This is a genomic window from Mesorhizobium sp. M1406 (genome assembly GCF_040317555.1).
Lineage (GTDB): Bacteria > Pseudomonadota > Alphaproteobacteria > Rhizobiales > Rhizobiaceae > Mesorhizobium.
On sequence record NZ_JAMYKW010000012.1, the window covers coordinates 64,039 to 76,758 of the forward strand.

Consider the following 12,720-nt stretch of genomic DNA (forward strand, 5'->3'; position numbering starts at 1 on the left):
GATGTTCATCCTGCGCTTCCTCTGGGCGGTTCTGACATCGCGCTGGCTGTGGACGCTGATCGGCATCACGCTGCTTTCCCTGGTCATCTGGGTGTTCGGTCCGATCGTCAGGGTCGGCCCCTACGAACCGTTCGCCTCCGAGAACGTGCGCATCGTCATCATCGCGCTGCTGGTCATCTTCTGGCTGATCTGGCTGATCGTCGCTCAGCGCCGGGCGATCCGCGCCAACCGCATGTTCGTCGCGGAGATTGCCGCGCCGGCGGTGGAAAAGCCGCTCAGCCCCGGCGAAGAGAACGTCGCCGTCGTGGGTGCCAAGTTCGCCGAGGTGATGGCCGAACTGAAGCGCCGGAAGCTCGGCGGGCGCAAGTTTCTGCGCGAGATGCCTTGGTACGTGATCGTCGGGCCGCCGGCCACCGGCAAGACCACGGCCTTGCGGCAGTCCGGACTGAATTTTCCGATCGACCTCACCGACGACCTGCAAGGTGTCGGTGGCACGCGCAACTGCGACTGGTTCTTTTCCGAGAGCGCTGTTCTGATCGACACCGCAGGCCGCTATGTCCAGCAGGAGAGCCAGCCCGATGTCGACGCGGCGGAATGGCTGGGCTTCCTCGACCTTTTGAAGAAGCATCGCGGCCGCCGCGCGCTCAACGGCGTGATCGTCGCGCTTTCGATCGACGTGCTTTCGGAGGGCGACGACGCCATCAAGGCCCACGGCCGCAAGATCCGCCGGCGATTGGCCGAACTCAACGACCGGCTCGAAATCCGCCTTCCGGTCTATCTGATGCTGACCAAGGCCGATCTGATCAAGGGTTTCGAGGCTTTCTTCGGCGGCTTGTCGACGGCTTCGCGCGAGCAGGTATGGGGAACGACCTTCGCATTGGATGCACGTGTGGACGCCAAGACCATCGAACGTGAAATTTCGACTCTGGCGACGGAACTCGAGCGCCGGCTGGTGCCGCGCCTGGAAGACGAGGACAAGCTCGCCGCCCGCGCCGAGATTTTCAGATTTCCCGCCCAGTTGTCCAGCCTGTCCGAACCGATCCAGGTGCTGGTCGAGGCAATGTTCGGCGAAAGCCGGTATGAAGAGGCCGCATGGCTGCGCGGTCTCTATCTGACATCGGCGACACAGGAAGGGGCACCCATCGACCGGCTGACCGCGGCGCTTTCGTCGTCCTTCGGCCTCCCACCACGACGGGCCCTGCCCGTGCAAAGGGTGGAGAAACGCAGCTTCTTCCTGAAGAACCTGCTCACCGAAGTCATCTTCAAGGAAGCAGGCCTCGGCACCTTCGATCCGCTGGCGCAACGCCGCCGCGCCTGGATCTGGCGGGGTGCGGCGGCTGCATGCGCGGCGGCGGCCTTGCTGGCCGGCGGACTGTTCACCTGGTCCTATTTTGACAACCGCAACGCAATTACGGCCCAGGCGAGCCAGTTCGAGGCCCTGCAAACGCCGCTGACCTCTGCTGCCGCAAAGCCGGCATCGGTGGAGCAACCCGCCATGGACGGGGCGCTCGAGGCGATGGACGCGGTCGTAAATGCCCGGACACCACCGCCGGGCGCTCCCCAGGATCTGCTGGGTCCATCGGCCTCGGCGGAACTGGTGCGGGCACAGGCGGACACGTACGATCATGCTCTGCGCAATGTTCTCGAGCCCCGGATGGTCGCACTGCTCGAGGCGACCATGTGGCGGCAGATCCGCGATCCGGATTTCATGCTCGGCGCTCTGAAGACCTATCGCATGATGACGGGTCTTTCGCAGATGGATCCAGATTTCGCCCAGAACTGGTGGGTGAACAGCCTGCCCGAATTCGCTACCGCGGCACCATTTCCAACCGCCGACGCCGAAGAGCATCAGCTTGCCGCCATCCGCCGGATGGCGGTCGACGAAAGCTATATCGCGCCCGACCAAGCCCTGGTTGCCGAAGCGCTGAAAACAGTGTGCACGATTTCGCTGCCAGCGCGCGCCTACAAGCAGTTGCTGGCCGATCCGGCGGTGGCTGGGCTCAAGGAATGGATCCCGGCGAATTTCGCCGGCCCCAACGGCGCCAAGGTTTTCGCGCGTCGCTCCGACAAGACGCTTCGCGTCGGCATTTCGGGGGCGTTTACCTATGCAGGCTTTCATGACGCCGTTCTAGACCGTATCGAGGACGTGGCGGCACAAGCGGCGCTGGATCGGGCGGTCTTCGCCGGCGGCTGCGCCGAGAACTCCGAAACCTCCGTATCGGCACTGTCGGAGGATATCCTGAAGCTCTATTACGACGACTATATCGCGCAGTGGGACAGCTTCCTGCGCGATATGAGGCTGGCGCCGTTGACCGATCTCAATGTCGCCAGTGAGAATCTGAAGGATCTCTCCAGCGCCGATTCAGCGCTGAAACGCCTGCTCACCGCGGTCGTTCAGGAGACCGACCTTACCCGGTCCGATGAAGCGCCGGCCGACGACAAGGCTGCGGCCAAGGGCGGCTCGAAACTGCTCGGCAAGCTCGGCAAGCTTGGCAAGATCGTGAAAACGGGGGCAAAGCTGCTTCCACGCGCGGGCTCAGCCGACGAGGTGGATCTTACCGGCAATCTGGTGGCCGAGCACTTCAAGCCACTCAAGGGTGCAATCGCCGAGGTCGACGGCCAGCCACCGGCGCTCGACGCCGCGGTGGTGGCTCTGACGGCGCTGTCCAACGTGCTGCAGACGGTCACTGCCAATCCCGACCCCCAGGACGCCATCAAGAAGCAGGGCGGCCTCGCCGAACTGACGGGGGCGGTCGCCAGGCAAGCGCAGATCCTGCCCGATCCGATCGACGACTGGCTCGGCGGTGTCGCCGGCTACACCAGCGGGTTGACGCAAAAGGCGGTCACCTCGGAGCTCAATGCCATCTGGCGCGCCGACATCCTGCCTTTCTGCCAAGCGGCGCTCAACGACCGTTATCCGTTCAGTCCCGAAAGCGCCGTGGACGTCAATGTCCGCGATTTCGCCCGCCTGTTCGGCCCGGCGGGTCTGATCGATGCCTTCATCAACGACCATTTGATCAGCTATGTAGACACGGCCAGCCAGCCATGGAAATGGCGTGCCGACTTTGGCCTCGACCCTTCGGCGCTTGCCGCGTTCGAGCAGGCCAGGCGGATCCGCGACGATCTCTTTCCCGGTGGCACGGGCCCGGTGATGAGCTTCACGCTCGAACCGAAAGACCTGTCTCCGAACGTCACGCGCGTGACGCTCAATCTCGATGGCCAGACCCTCGTCTACTTCAACAACGCGACGCGGCCGCAACCGATGACCTGGCCCGGCAAGGACGGCACCGGGGTCATCTCGCTCGCCTTCCAGCCCATCGACGGCTCACCTGAAATCATGCTCAACGAGACCGGCAGCTGGGCGTGGCTGAGGATGCTGCGCAGCGGCCGTTTCACCGGGACCTCGCTGTCCGATGTCTACAGCCTGCGCCTGGGGACCAAAGCCGTGTACGCCGATTTCGAGCTCAAGGCCGCCAGCGTCGAAAACCCCTACAATCTGCAAATGTTCAAGAAATTCTCGTGTCCACCGCAGATATGACTGCGCCCGGCTTTTACGGAAAGATGCCCGCCACTGGCGATTTCGTCGCGCGGCGGCTGCCGGGGGACTTTATTCGCGGCTGGGACCGCTGGCTGGCGCAGCACATCGTTCCGCTGGTCGGCTCGGAATTTTGGCCAAGCACAACCGCGCTGCGTTTCCTGGCCGGCCCGGCTTCCTTCGGCGCATCGGCAGGCATCATTTTGAAGAGTGCCGACAGAGTTGGCAGGCAATTCCCTTTGAGCGTCGTCGCGCAGCTTGCTGAAGCCCCGGTTCGGCTGGCCGATGCCGAGGCGTGGTTTGCCGGGATCGAAGAAGCGGCCATCGCCGCCCAGCACGGCGAACTGACGCCGGACGAACTGGATACAGTATTGAGCGGACTGCCGGTGCCGCCTGTCGAGGTGGACGACGAGGTCATCAGCGGCATGGTGATGTGGACTGCCCGTTCGGACATTTTCGACATCGATCCACAAGCGCCGCAAGCGACGCTGGAACAGGTCCTTGCCGCCAGTTGGGAGACCAGCTGATGCAGATATGGAACCAGATGGGGTATCCGCACGAATTCACCATGGGCATGGACAAGGCCGGCCATGAGTGGATCGTCGTGGTCGTCAAAGGCACTTTTGATTTCCCTACGGAGCCGGGCGGGCCTGTGCACAAGTCGGCCGAGCAGGTGCCGCTGGTCATGGCCGACACGTATACCGGCGCGCCGGGCTATTCGGCCACGCTCTGGGAAACCGACTTCGCCTTCCGTAAGTCGCGTTGCGACGTGATTTCCAATGGCTTTGCCTACGCACCGGGCGGGCGCCCCGCCGAGCGCGTGCCGGTCGGCATCAAGGTGGGCAATTGGTCGAAACTCTTCGAGGTCGTCGGTCACCGCGAATGGCGCTCCATCGGCCCGGTCTTTACCGCCACGTCGCCGCAACCCTTCCTGAAACTGCCCATCTCCTATGATGTTGCCTGGGGTGGCGTCGACAGACTGGATCCAGACGACAAGCTTCCTGCCAGCTACAAGTACAACCCGGTCGGAACCGGCTGGTCACGGACCAGGAACCAACGGCTCATTCCCGGCTTGCGGCTGCCAAATACGCAAGCTGTCGGCGAGGATATCCGCACGCCATTCGGCGACTACAAGCCGATGAGTTTTGGCCCAATGGGGCGCGGCTGGCCGGGACGCATCGAATATGGCGGCACTTACGACCAGAACTGGATCGACAATATTTTTCCGTTCCTGCCGCCGGATTTCGACGAGCGCTATTTCCAGATGGCGCCGCCTGATCAGCAGATCGACAATCCGCGAGGCGGCGAAGAGGTGCAGCTGGTCAACCTGACGCCCGAAAGCCGCGTGAGCTTCCGCTTGCCGAAAAGTGCGCTGCCTATCGCCTTATTCAAAGGGGAAGTAAAAGCTCTGGAGACCGACCTTCTGCCCGACACGGTCTTGTTCGACCCCGAGAACCGTCGCTTCTCGCTGGTCTGGCGCGTCTCGCAGCGGATTTGCCGCACGATCCTCGACTTCACCGAGTGCTGGGTTGGCCCGCCAACGGAGTCGATGCTGCGCGCTCGCGCTGCCGGCCGGGATTATATACGCGCCGATGGAACCGCGCCCACAGATGAGGTCGAAGACGCATGAACGCGGCCATTGACATCGCCTCGATCGGCATGGTGACCGCAATCGGTCTGGACGCACCATCCGCGTGTGCGGCGATGCGTGCGAGGCTTGACGGCTTCCAGGAGACACGTTTCGTCGGATCTGGCACCGATTTACTGATCGGCGCGCCGGTGCCGCTGCCGCGCAGCTGGATCGGCGAGAAGCGCATGGCCCACCTCGCCGCCGGCGCAATCTGCGAAGCTTTCGAAAGCATCCCGCAAGCGCGCGGCCAGACCGCGCTCATCCTTTGCCTTGCGGAAAAGGACCGCCCCGGAAATCCTACTGGCGACAGCGCGCGCCTGCTTCGCAGCATAGCCGAGATCGTCGAAATCGAGCCTCGTATGCACTCTCGTGTCGTCGCGCATGGCCGTCCTTCCGGACATGTAGCACTCGCCCAGGCACGCAGAATGATCGTCTCGGGCGAAGTACCCTATGTCATGATCGCAGGCGTCGACAGCTACCTGACTGCCCCGGCGATTGCCTACTATCTTGGCGAAAATCGCCTGCTTACGGCAGACAATCCAAACGGCTTCATTCCAGGCGAGGCCGCCTCTGCTATTCTTTGCACACAGTCGCAGCGCGGCGGCCTTCGCCTCTTCGGACTTGGCTTGTCGTCCGAGCAGGCATCGATCTACAACGTCAAGGATCTGCCGCTGCGTGGCGACGGCATGACCTCCGCCTACAGCATGGCCTTCAAAGAAACCGACATCGAGATGAACCGGCTTGGCTATCGCATAGCCGACCTGATCGGCGAGCAATACTGGTTCAAGCAGACCGCGCTCGCAAGTCTGCGCCTGCTGCGGGGCAGGCATGACTTCCAAGATCTCTGGTCGCCAGGTGAATCTCTTGGCAACATCGGTGCTGCCGCCGTTCCGCTGATGATTGGCATGGCGTTCACCGCGGCGCGCAAAGGTTACGCCGCAGGAACCCCGGTGCTGATCGAGGCATCCAATGATGCGGGTGCTTGCGGCGCGGCAATTCTTGCTGTGAGGGCCGCCTGATGACGGTCTACGCGAACAGCCTCGAAGTTGCCTGCAAGGCGCAGTCCAACAAGGTGATAGCAGCTTTTCCGGACGTCTGCTTCACACCGCCGGAAAACCCCGCAACACCGCCTGGCGTACCCATCCCCTACCCGTCCTTCGGTCTTGATTCCGACACTGACAACGGCACGGGCACCGTCAAGATCGGCGGCGAGAACATCACGCAGAAGAACAAATCTTACTACACCAAGACCACTGGCACCGAGGCCGGCTGCGCGGCAAAAAAGGGTGTCATAACGTCGGTCAATACCGGAAAGGAATATGCAGTCGCTTGGTCAAGCGACGTGAAGGCTGATGGCGAACCTGTCAGCCGTATGACTGACGTATCCACCAACAATCATGCCTCTCCAACCGGCAACGCACCGCCTTGGCCGAAGATTGGAAAACTGAAGGTCGGAAGAGCATCCTGCGCCTCTATCCTAGCAAAGCTCGGCATGAAGGTGCACCGTTATGGCGATGCTAGCAAGGAATGTGCGTCGAACCAACAGTCAGACCATATCCTGCAGAACGCCTGTTTCCAGAATTCGCGCGGCGGTCAGGCGATCGGCACGACGCCGAGCTACACTATGAACGACGCGCCCTGCGTCTGTCTGGAAGACGCCACCGATCCCAATACGGAACACGGCCGCAAGACGGCGGCGCAAGGTGAATGGGCGAAAGCGCAGCGTGCAAAGGGCACGAACCCGACCTACGAGGAAGTGCGCGAAGCCAATATGGAAGCGATGAAAAAGGCCAAGAACATCCCCGATGGTCCGAGAGGCAAGGAGCACCCTGCCATTGAATGCCTTAGGATGATATGTGACATCCATTTCCAGGCGATGATGAGCGGGTCGGAAAGCAAGAAACCCAGCACTCAAGCGCGCGCGCCCGCTACCGGCAAGTTTAAGCCGACGGTCACCAGTACCGTTCGCAGACGCTAAAGGAGATTAACGTGGCTGACTACAGCGTGACGGTGAACGGCGTGGTTGTCGCGGATGATGGAACCATCTTTTCCGCAGTCGCATATTACGACGGTGAGAGCTTCTACTCCTTCGTCATCTCGGAGTCGGATGTGTCCAGCGACGACAATGAGTCAGAACGAATTTACGAAAAGCCCTGCTGGTTCACGGACATATGGCGCTCTAAGTCCGGCCGCATCCTTGTCTGCGACGACAACGGCGCTGTCCATGCGGGCTCGGGCACCGATTGGGTGGGAAGCCAGGTCTCGTCTCGTCCTTTGAATACCGTCTGGGGATTTGACGACAACACTATTTACTGCGGCGGAGCCGAGGGCGTCGTCTACCATTGGGACGGCACGCGGTGGTCCACCTTCAGCCCGGCTCTCGGAAATACAATCCTGTGCATCGCCGGTACGGCGCCGAACGACCTCTACGTGTCGGGCGAGGGATCATTGTTTTGGCATTATGACGGCCAGCAGTGGTCGCAAATTCAGCTGCCGACCAATGCCATTCTGGTTGGCCTGTTGGCGCTGTCTTCCACCGACGTCTTGGTTTCCGGTAGTGCCGGAACCCTGTTTCGCGGTTCCGATCTTGCCTGGACAGATGTCTCGCAAAGTGGCCGAGATTTCTACAAAATGGCCTTTTACCGGAAATCCATCCACATCGCCGGCGGCGGACAAGGCGTATTCACATTTGACGGCACAACGGTATCGAAACTTAAGGACGGCTTTCCGGTCTATCGGCTATCCGCCAACGGGTCGTACTTGACACTGGCAGGCGGAAACTCCGCGATCAGATATGACGGCTCGGACTGGCTTGGCCCCGACTATACCTAACAATCCGAAATTACAGTTCGGGCTGCTCCGGTTTGCCCTCCGCACTTTTGGGCGATATGCGTTAATTTCGCTTCGCGGCCAGATAGGACCTCACTTTTTCAAGGTCCAGATCCACGATACGCGGCGTCTCAATGACCGACAGCATGCGTACGACGAACAATTCACCCTGTTCGGGGTACTCGGCATAGCGTTCTCGCGCAATCTCGCGTCCGACATCGCCTGCCACCCGTAACCCATCGAGATGCGCCTCCAGCCGCTCGACGAGCCGGGCAAGGCGCTCCTCATCCATGTCCGGATTCTTGCCCGGATTGAGCAGGTTGTAGTCGTAGATTGTCCACAGAAACGCTGCCATCTCTGCGTGCTGACGGACGATTTCGCGAAGAACGGGCGCGGACATCAGTTCAAATTGACCGAGCCGCCGCGAATGCGGTTCGCCGCGCTGGCGTGACTTGTCACATACGTACCGCGAATCGTGATGCGACCATCCTTCTCCATAATGATAGTCGCCTTGCCGCAGCGAAGCTCAATGCGTTCGTCACCGGTGATCCGCACCTGCTCCCCGTCGCGGACGATTTGCGGTACCGAAGTCCGGCGTGCCGGCTCGACAATGCGACCGACAATGAGTGGCCGCCCAGGATCGCCATCCTGAAACAGCAACGCTACCTCGGCACCGATCATATCCGAAGTGAGTTCGGCAAGACTGCGAGCCGGAATCGCGGTCTCCTTCGGGTTTCCGGGAAAGACGACAAGCGGAGCGTCTTCGCCAAAGCCCAGGAATATGCCGATCACGACGCCTTCGATCCGCTCCTTGACCCGTCCCATCGTCAACCTCAGTTCTGCTTTATCTCCGAGCCCTTCATGATGATGTCGCTCGAAGCTTTCACATTGATCTTGCCTGAACCGTTCACGGAAATATCCTTTCCGGTGATGGAGATCGTGCCATCCTTCTTCATCGCAATCGCCGCAGAACCGCACGTGATGGTAATGGCATCGCCCGCTTCGATGACCAAGGTCTTGCCTACCTTGATCGCGCCATCTTCGCCGACCTCAACAAGGCTGCCCTTTGCGATCTTGAGCGCGCGCGAACCGCCTACATCGGTTGCATCATCCTCGGCGATCTTGGCATCTCGCCCCTTGCCTATCTGCGAAGCATGAGCGCCGCCGATCTTGAAATTCTGATCGGCACCAATCTGGACCGACTGGTTTGCCCCAATATTCCAGCTGTCCGCTGCCCCAATATCGTGGCTCTGCGCAGCACCCACAGTGACCGACCGTGTCGCGCCGATCGTATTGGCCTGCGGGCCACCCACGGTTCGGGTTTCGGATGCCCCGACGCTGTCGACCCGGGCCGCGCCAACGCTCACTGTCTGGACGATCGCGACGGTCTGTGTGTGATTGGCGCCAATCGTCTCGGTGGAGTTCGAACCGATACTGATCGTCTCGTTCGATCCTACCGTCAGCGAGCGATTGACGCCCACCGTCTCGGTGTCGTTGTTGCCGATATTCGTGGTCTGGTCGACGCCAACCTTGACCGTCTTGTTGTTGCCGACGTCCTCGTCGAGGTTGTGGCCGACGGAGTGCTTGGCGTCGTGGTCGATGCGGTCGGACTGGTCGTGCTGGACCAGCTTGGTGCGGTCGTGCTTGATCAGAAGGTCGTGGTCCTTCTGCGCCTGGAAGTTGACCAGTTCGGAGCCGGCCTTGTCCTCGAACATCAGCTCGTTGTAGCCGCCACCACCGAGCGAGGAGTTCGACTTCCAGCCGGATTGCGTGGCACTCGCCGGCAGGCCGTAGGGCGGCATCTGCGACGCATTGTAGACCCGGCCGGTGATGATCGGCAGGTCCGGGTCGCCTTCGATGAAGTCGACGATCACCTCCTGGCCAATGCGCGGTATCTGGATGAAGCCCCAGCCGCTGCCGGCCCAGGTCTGTGAGACCCGCACGAAACAGGAACTGTTCTCGTCCTTCTTGCCCAGACGGTCCCAATGGAATTGCACCTTCACCCGTGCGTATTTGTCGGTGAATATTTCCTGGCCTGACGGACCGACCACCGTTGCCGTCTGCGGGCCGCGCATGATCGGCCGTGGCGTGATGCGCGGCGGACGATAGGGCAAGGCGGTCGGCGCCACCCCGAGGATCACCTTGAAGTTCTCGCTGTCGACATCCGTATGGCTTCTGTATCCCGGATCGAACAGCCTGTATTCGGCGCTGACCACCAGATACTCCTGGTTCTGATCCTCGCGCGGAAAGCCATCCAGCTTGAAGGTGCAGCCGGAAAACAGGCCGCGCACGGTTCCGACCGCGGCAATGCGCTGGTGGACGGCCTGGATTTCCTCGCGGCGGATCGCGGCCAGATTGTCGCCCCGGCCCACTTCGAGATGCGCGCCGGGCTGGCGATAATTCTCGCCGGCGGCCAGCTTGTGACTGAACGGCTGGGCCGACTTGGCCATCAGGTCGGCGCCCGGCTTCTTGAAATCGTAATCGGTGTGGGCATAGGCGCCTGGGCGCACAGAACTGCCCGGTATCCATTCGGTGATGTATTCGACATCGCGCCGGGAGCCCTGTCCTTCAAAGTGATAGGGCACTTTCTCGTAGCCCGGCGCCGGCTTCAGCTTGCTCATCGCATCGGTCAGGACAAGCGTATGTTTGCCCTCGTCATGCTCGAAGAAATACAGGATGCCTTCGTGCTCCAGCAGCCGCTGTACGAAATCCAGATCGGTCTCGTCGTACTGCACGCAGTATTCGCGCTGGGGATAGGATCCCTGCAGACGCAGATCGAATTCCGCCGTGCTGTATTTCTTGAAGATGTCCTTGACGATGTCGACGACGCTCTTGTTCTGGAAGATACGGCAATCGGTGGTATTGCCGAGAAACCAGAGCCACGGCCTGACGACCGCCTCGTAGTAGGCCAGCCGGTCTTCGATGCGGGTCAGGCGAAACTCCGAGACGAGGCCGCTGAACCACCGTTTCGGATCGGATTCACCTTCTACCGAAATCACACCCCCCAGCATCTTCAGGGAATCGATATCGGGGCTGGGACTGACGAATCCGACCGTATAGGCCAAGCAACGGCTGATCTCATCGCGCCCGACAAGATGCGTGAAGGTCAACAGCTCGGCGCCAACCGGTGTCTGAACCACCGTGGCACGTTCGTTCGGCATGGGTCGTGCCCCTCCTGGACGCGGCCGCCGGTGCGGTGGATTTGAAGTTCCCGCCATCCGCTCAGGAACTTTTTGGACCCGCCGCACCAGGCTATGTCGAGCCTACCACATGTTGTCCTGCTGACCAAAGCGGTCGCACAGTGGCTGAACCTTGCCCTGTCGATGCGCCGCCTCGAAACGCTGCTGTCCTGTTGTGCCTGCAAACTGCTAGAATGGTGGAGTATCGATCAGTGCTCGACGGCGATCCTAGATGTACATCAGTCTGCAAATCAACAATATCGACGCCTTGCCCGCTGATAACCCGACCGGCTACGCGGCGCGTGATCGCGGCTTCGAAATCGGACGCGATGCTTGTGACTGGACCTTGCCGGACCCCGACAAGTTCATCTCGGGCCGGCACTGCGAAGTTCGATACGAGGCAGGCGCGTTCTGGCTGCACGATGTCTCGCGCAACGGAACCTACATCAACGGATCTAGCCAGCGCATGACCGGCCCGCATCGGCTGAGCCATGGCGACCGGGTGCTGATCGGCCGTTATGTCATCTTCGTATCGATCGACGACGAGCGCGCCACGACCGGTCATCCTCAAGTCCGCCACGGTTCGACACAACGAGAAGTGCCGGCCGCGACAGGCCGGCCGCTTGAATTCGCCGCCGAGCCGTTCTTCACTCCGGCGGAGCAACGATCCGGGCAGCGGGTTCCGGCGTTCTCATCGCAACCGCCTCTCCCCTCGGCAAGAGACGAAGTGCTGCGGGAAATCGCGATCGCGGCCGGCATCTCGCCAGAATTGCTTCAATCGCGCGATCCACATGAAGTTGCCGCCGAAATCGGCGCGGTCCTGCGGACGGTGGTCGAGGAACTGACCTTGCTGCTGAAAGCACGCGCGGCCGCGAAAATGCTGGCCAAGAGCACACAGCGAACGATGATCAGCGCTGCCGACAACAATCCGCTGAAGTTCGTCCCGGGAACCGACGACATCCTCGAAATCATGTTCGCACGGCGCAGAGCCGGCTACCTCGATGCCAGGCACAGTATCGAAGATGCTTTCCGCGATCTCAAGACGCACGAATTCGCGACCTATGCCGCCATGCAAGCCGCGCTGTCGCGATTGCTTGACGACCTGTCTCCCGAAGCGATCGGCAAAAAGCTCCCACCGACGTCGTTCTCGTCGAAGAAAAGCCAGGCCTGGGACGCTTTTGTCGCGACCTGGCGCACCATGGAGGAAGCACACGAGAACGGCATGCTGGACATATTCCTGGCCTATTTCAGCGAGGCCTATGCCAAAGCCGACAAGCAAAAATAGACCGTTTCAAGGGAGCCGTGGCGCTGTAGCCGGCGAAGAAAATCTCTTACGCGCTCGGCATAGGTTCCAATCGACAGGTTCTGAGATTACGATCGCATACGACAATTCGCTAAGCGGGTAAGGCTGATCGAGCTGGGGGTCTGCGGCAAATGTCATCTTACGGCGGGATAGTAAGTTGTAGCCGACCTTCCTCCGGACACTGCCTTGGCCCGCAGGGCTTGCATTTGCTTTACCTGACCGCGAACCGCTTTGCGCCCGTTTG

10 protein-coding genes are annotated in these 12,720 nt (G+C 61.1%); 7 read left to right on the forward strand and 3 right to left on the reverse strand.

The annotated features are described in order from the left end of the window. The first annotated feature begins 1 nt into the window (after nucleotide 1). Genes tssM through NKH03_RS13160 form a run of 6 tightly spaced genes read left to right on the forward strand, consistent with a single transcriptional unit; the run spans nucleotide 2 to nucleotide 7,997 of the window. Nucleotides 2-3,538, forward strand: coding sequence for a type VI secretion system membrane subunit TssM (gene tssM, locus NKH03_RS13135; RefSeq protein WP_352968679.1), 3,537 nt, complete (start codon nucleotides 2-4; stop codon nucleotides 3,536-3,538). After that, nucleotides 3,535-4,062 (forward strand): type VI secretion system-associated protein TagF, encoded by a 528-nt coding sequence (gene tagF, locus NKH03_RS13140; RefSeq protein WP_352968680.1) that lies wholly within the window; start codon nucleotides 3,535-3,537, stop codon nucleotides 4,060-4,062. The genes tssM and tagF overlap by 4 nt, the downstream gene beginning before the upstream one ends. Beyond that, nucleotides 4,062-5,165, forward strand: a complete 1,104-nt coding sequence (locus NKH03_RS13145; RefSeq protein ID WP_352968681.1) for a DUF2169 family type VI secretion system accessory protein — start codon at nucleotides 4,062-4,064, stop codon at nucleotides 5,163-5,165. The genes tagF and NKH03_RS13145 overlap by 1 nt, the downstream gene beginning before the upstream one ends. After that, nucleotides 5,162-6,184: a 3-oxoacyl-ACP synthase gene (locus NKH03_RS13150; protein WP_352968682.1), complete on the forward strand. Its 1,023-nt coding sequence runs from the start codon at nucleotides 5,162-5,164 to the stop codon at nucleotides 6,182-6,184. Before NKH03_RS13145 ends, NKH03_RS13150 begins: the two co-directional genes overlap by 4 nt. Beyond that, the gene (locus tag NKH03_RS13155) at nucleotides 6,184-7,143 is read left to right on the forward strand and encodes a DUF4150 domain-containing protein (RefSeq protein ID WP_352968683.1); all 960 of its coding nucleotides are present in this window, start codon (nucleotides 6,184-6,186) and stop codon (nucleotides 7,141-7,143) included. Before NKH03_RS13150 ends, NKH03_RS13155 begins: the two co-directional genes overlap by 1 nt. 11 nt (nucleotides 7,144-7,154) lie before the next feature. Then, on the forward strand, nucleotides 7,155-7,997 hold the full coding sequence (locus NKH03_RS13160; protein ID WP_352968684.1) for a WD40/YVTN/BNR-like repeat-containing protein: 843 nt from the start codon (nucleotides 7,155-7,157) through the stop codon (nucleotides 7,995-7,997). Between the two features lie 61 nt (nucleotides 7,998-8,058). On the opposite strand, the gene NKH03_RS13165 is transcribed toward NKH03_RS13160, so the two are convergent. The 3 genes from NKH03_RS13165 to NKH03_RS13175 are packed head-to-tail and all read right to left on the reverse strand — an operon-like array spanning nucleotide 8,059 to nucleotide 11,155. Further along, complete coding sequence (locus NKH03_RS13165; protein WP_352968744.1) at nucleotides 8,059-8,397, reverse strand: hypothetical protein; 339 nt, start codon at nucleotides 8,395-8,397, stop codon at nucleotides 8,059-8,061. Beyond that, nucleotides 8,394-8,819 (reverse strand): DUF6484 domain-containing protein, encoded by a 426-nt coding sequence (locus NKH03_RS13170; RefSeq protein WP_352968685.1) that lies wholly within the window; start codon nucleotides 8,817-8,819, stop codon nucleotides 8,394-8,396. The genes NKH03_RS13165 and NKH03_RS13170 overlap by 4 nt, the downstream gene beginning before the upstream one ends. An 8-nt stretch (nucleotides 8,820-8,827) precedes the next feature. Continuing rightward, the gene (locus NKH03_RS13175; RefSeq protein ID WP_352968686.1) at nucleotides 8,828-11,155 is read right to left on the reverse strand and encodes a type VI secretion system Vgr family protein; all 2,328 of its coding nucleotides are present in this window, start codon (nucleotides 11,153-11,155) and stop codon (nucleotides 8,828-8,830) included. A gap of 250 nt (nucleotides 11,156-11,405) precedes the next feature. Between NKH03_RS13175 and tagH the strand changes: the two genes are divergently transcribed. Further along, nucleotides 11,406-12,458: a type VI secretion system-associated FHA domain protein TagH gene (gene tagH / locus NKH03_RS13180; RefSeq protein WP_352968687.1), complete on the forward strand. Its 1,053-nt coding sequence runs from the start codon at nucleotides 11,406-11,408 to the stop codon at nucleotides 12,456-12,458. The last annotated feature ends 262 nt before the right edge of the window (nucleotides 12,459-12,720 follow it).

Bases quoted from the DNA above. Each gene is read 5' to 3' on its own strand.
- tagH (WP_352968687.1), top strand. From the start codon at position 11,406: ATGTACATCAGTCTGCAAATCAACAATATCGACGCCTTGCCCGCTGAT.
- NKH03_RS13145 (WP_352968681.1), top strand. From the start codon at position 4,062: ATGCAGATATGGAACCAGATGGGGTATCCGCACGAATTCACCATGGGC.
- tssM (WP_352968679.1), top strand. From the start codon at position 2: ATGTTCATCCTGCGCTTCCTCTGGGCGGTTCTGACATCGCGCTGGCTG.
- NKH03_RS13150 (WP_352968682.1), top strand. From the start codon at position 5,162: ATGAACGCGGCCATTGACATCGCCTCGATCGGCATGGTGACCGCAATC.
- NKH03_RS13175 (WP_352968686.1), bottom strand. From the start codon at position 11,155: ATGCCGAACGAACGTGCCACGGTGGTTCAGACACCGGTTGGCGCCGAG.
- NKH03_RS13170 (WP_352968685.1), bottom strand. From the start codon at position 8,819: ATGGGACGGGTCAAGGAGCGGATCGAAGGCGTCGTGATCGGCATATTC.
- tagF (WP_352968680.1), top strand. From the start codon at position 3,535: ATGACTGCGCCCGGCTTTTACGGAAAGATGCCCGCCACTGGCGATTTC.
- NKH03_RS13155 (WP_352968683.1), top strand. From the start codon at position 6,184: ATGACGGTCTACGCGAACAGCCTCGAAGTTGCCTGCAAGGCGCAGTCC.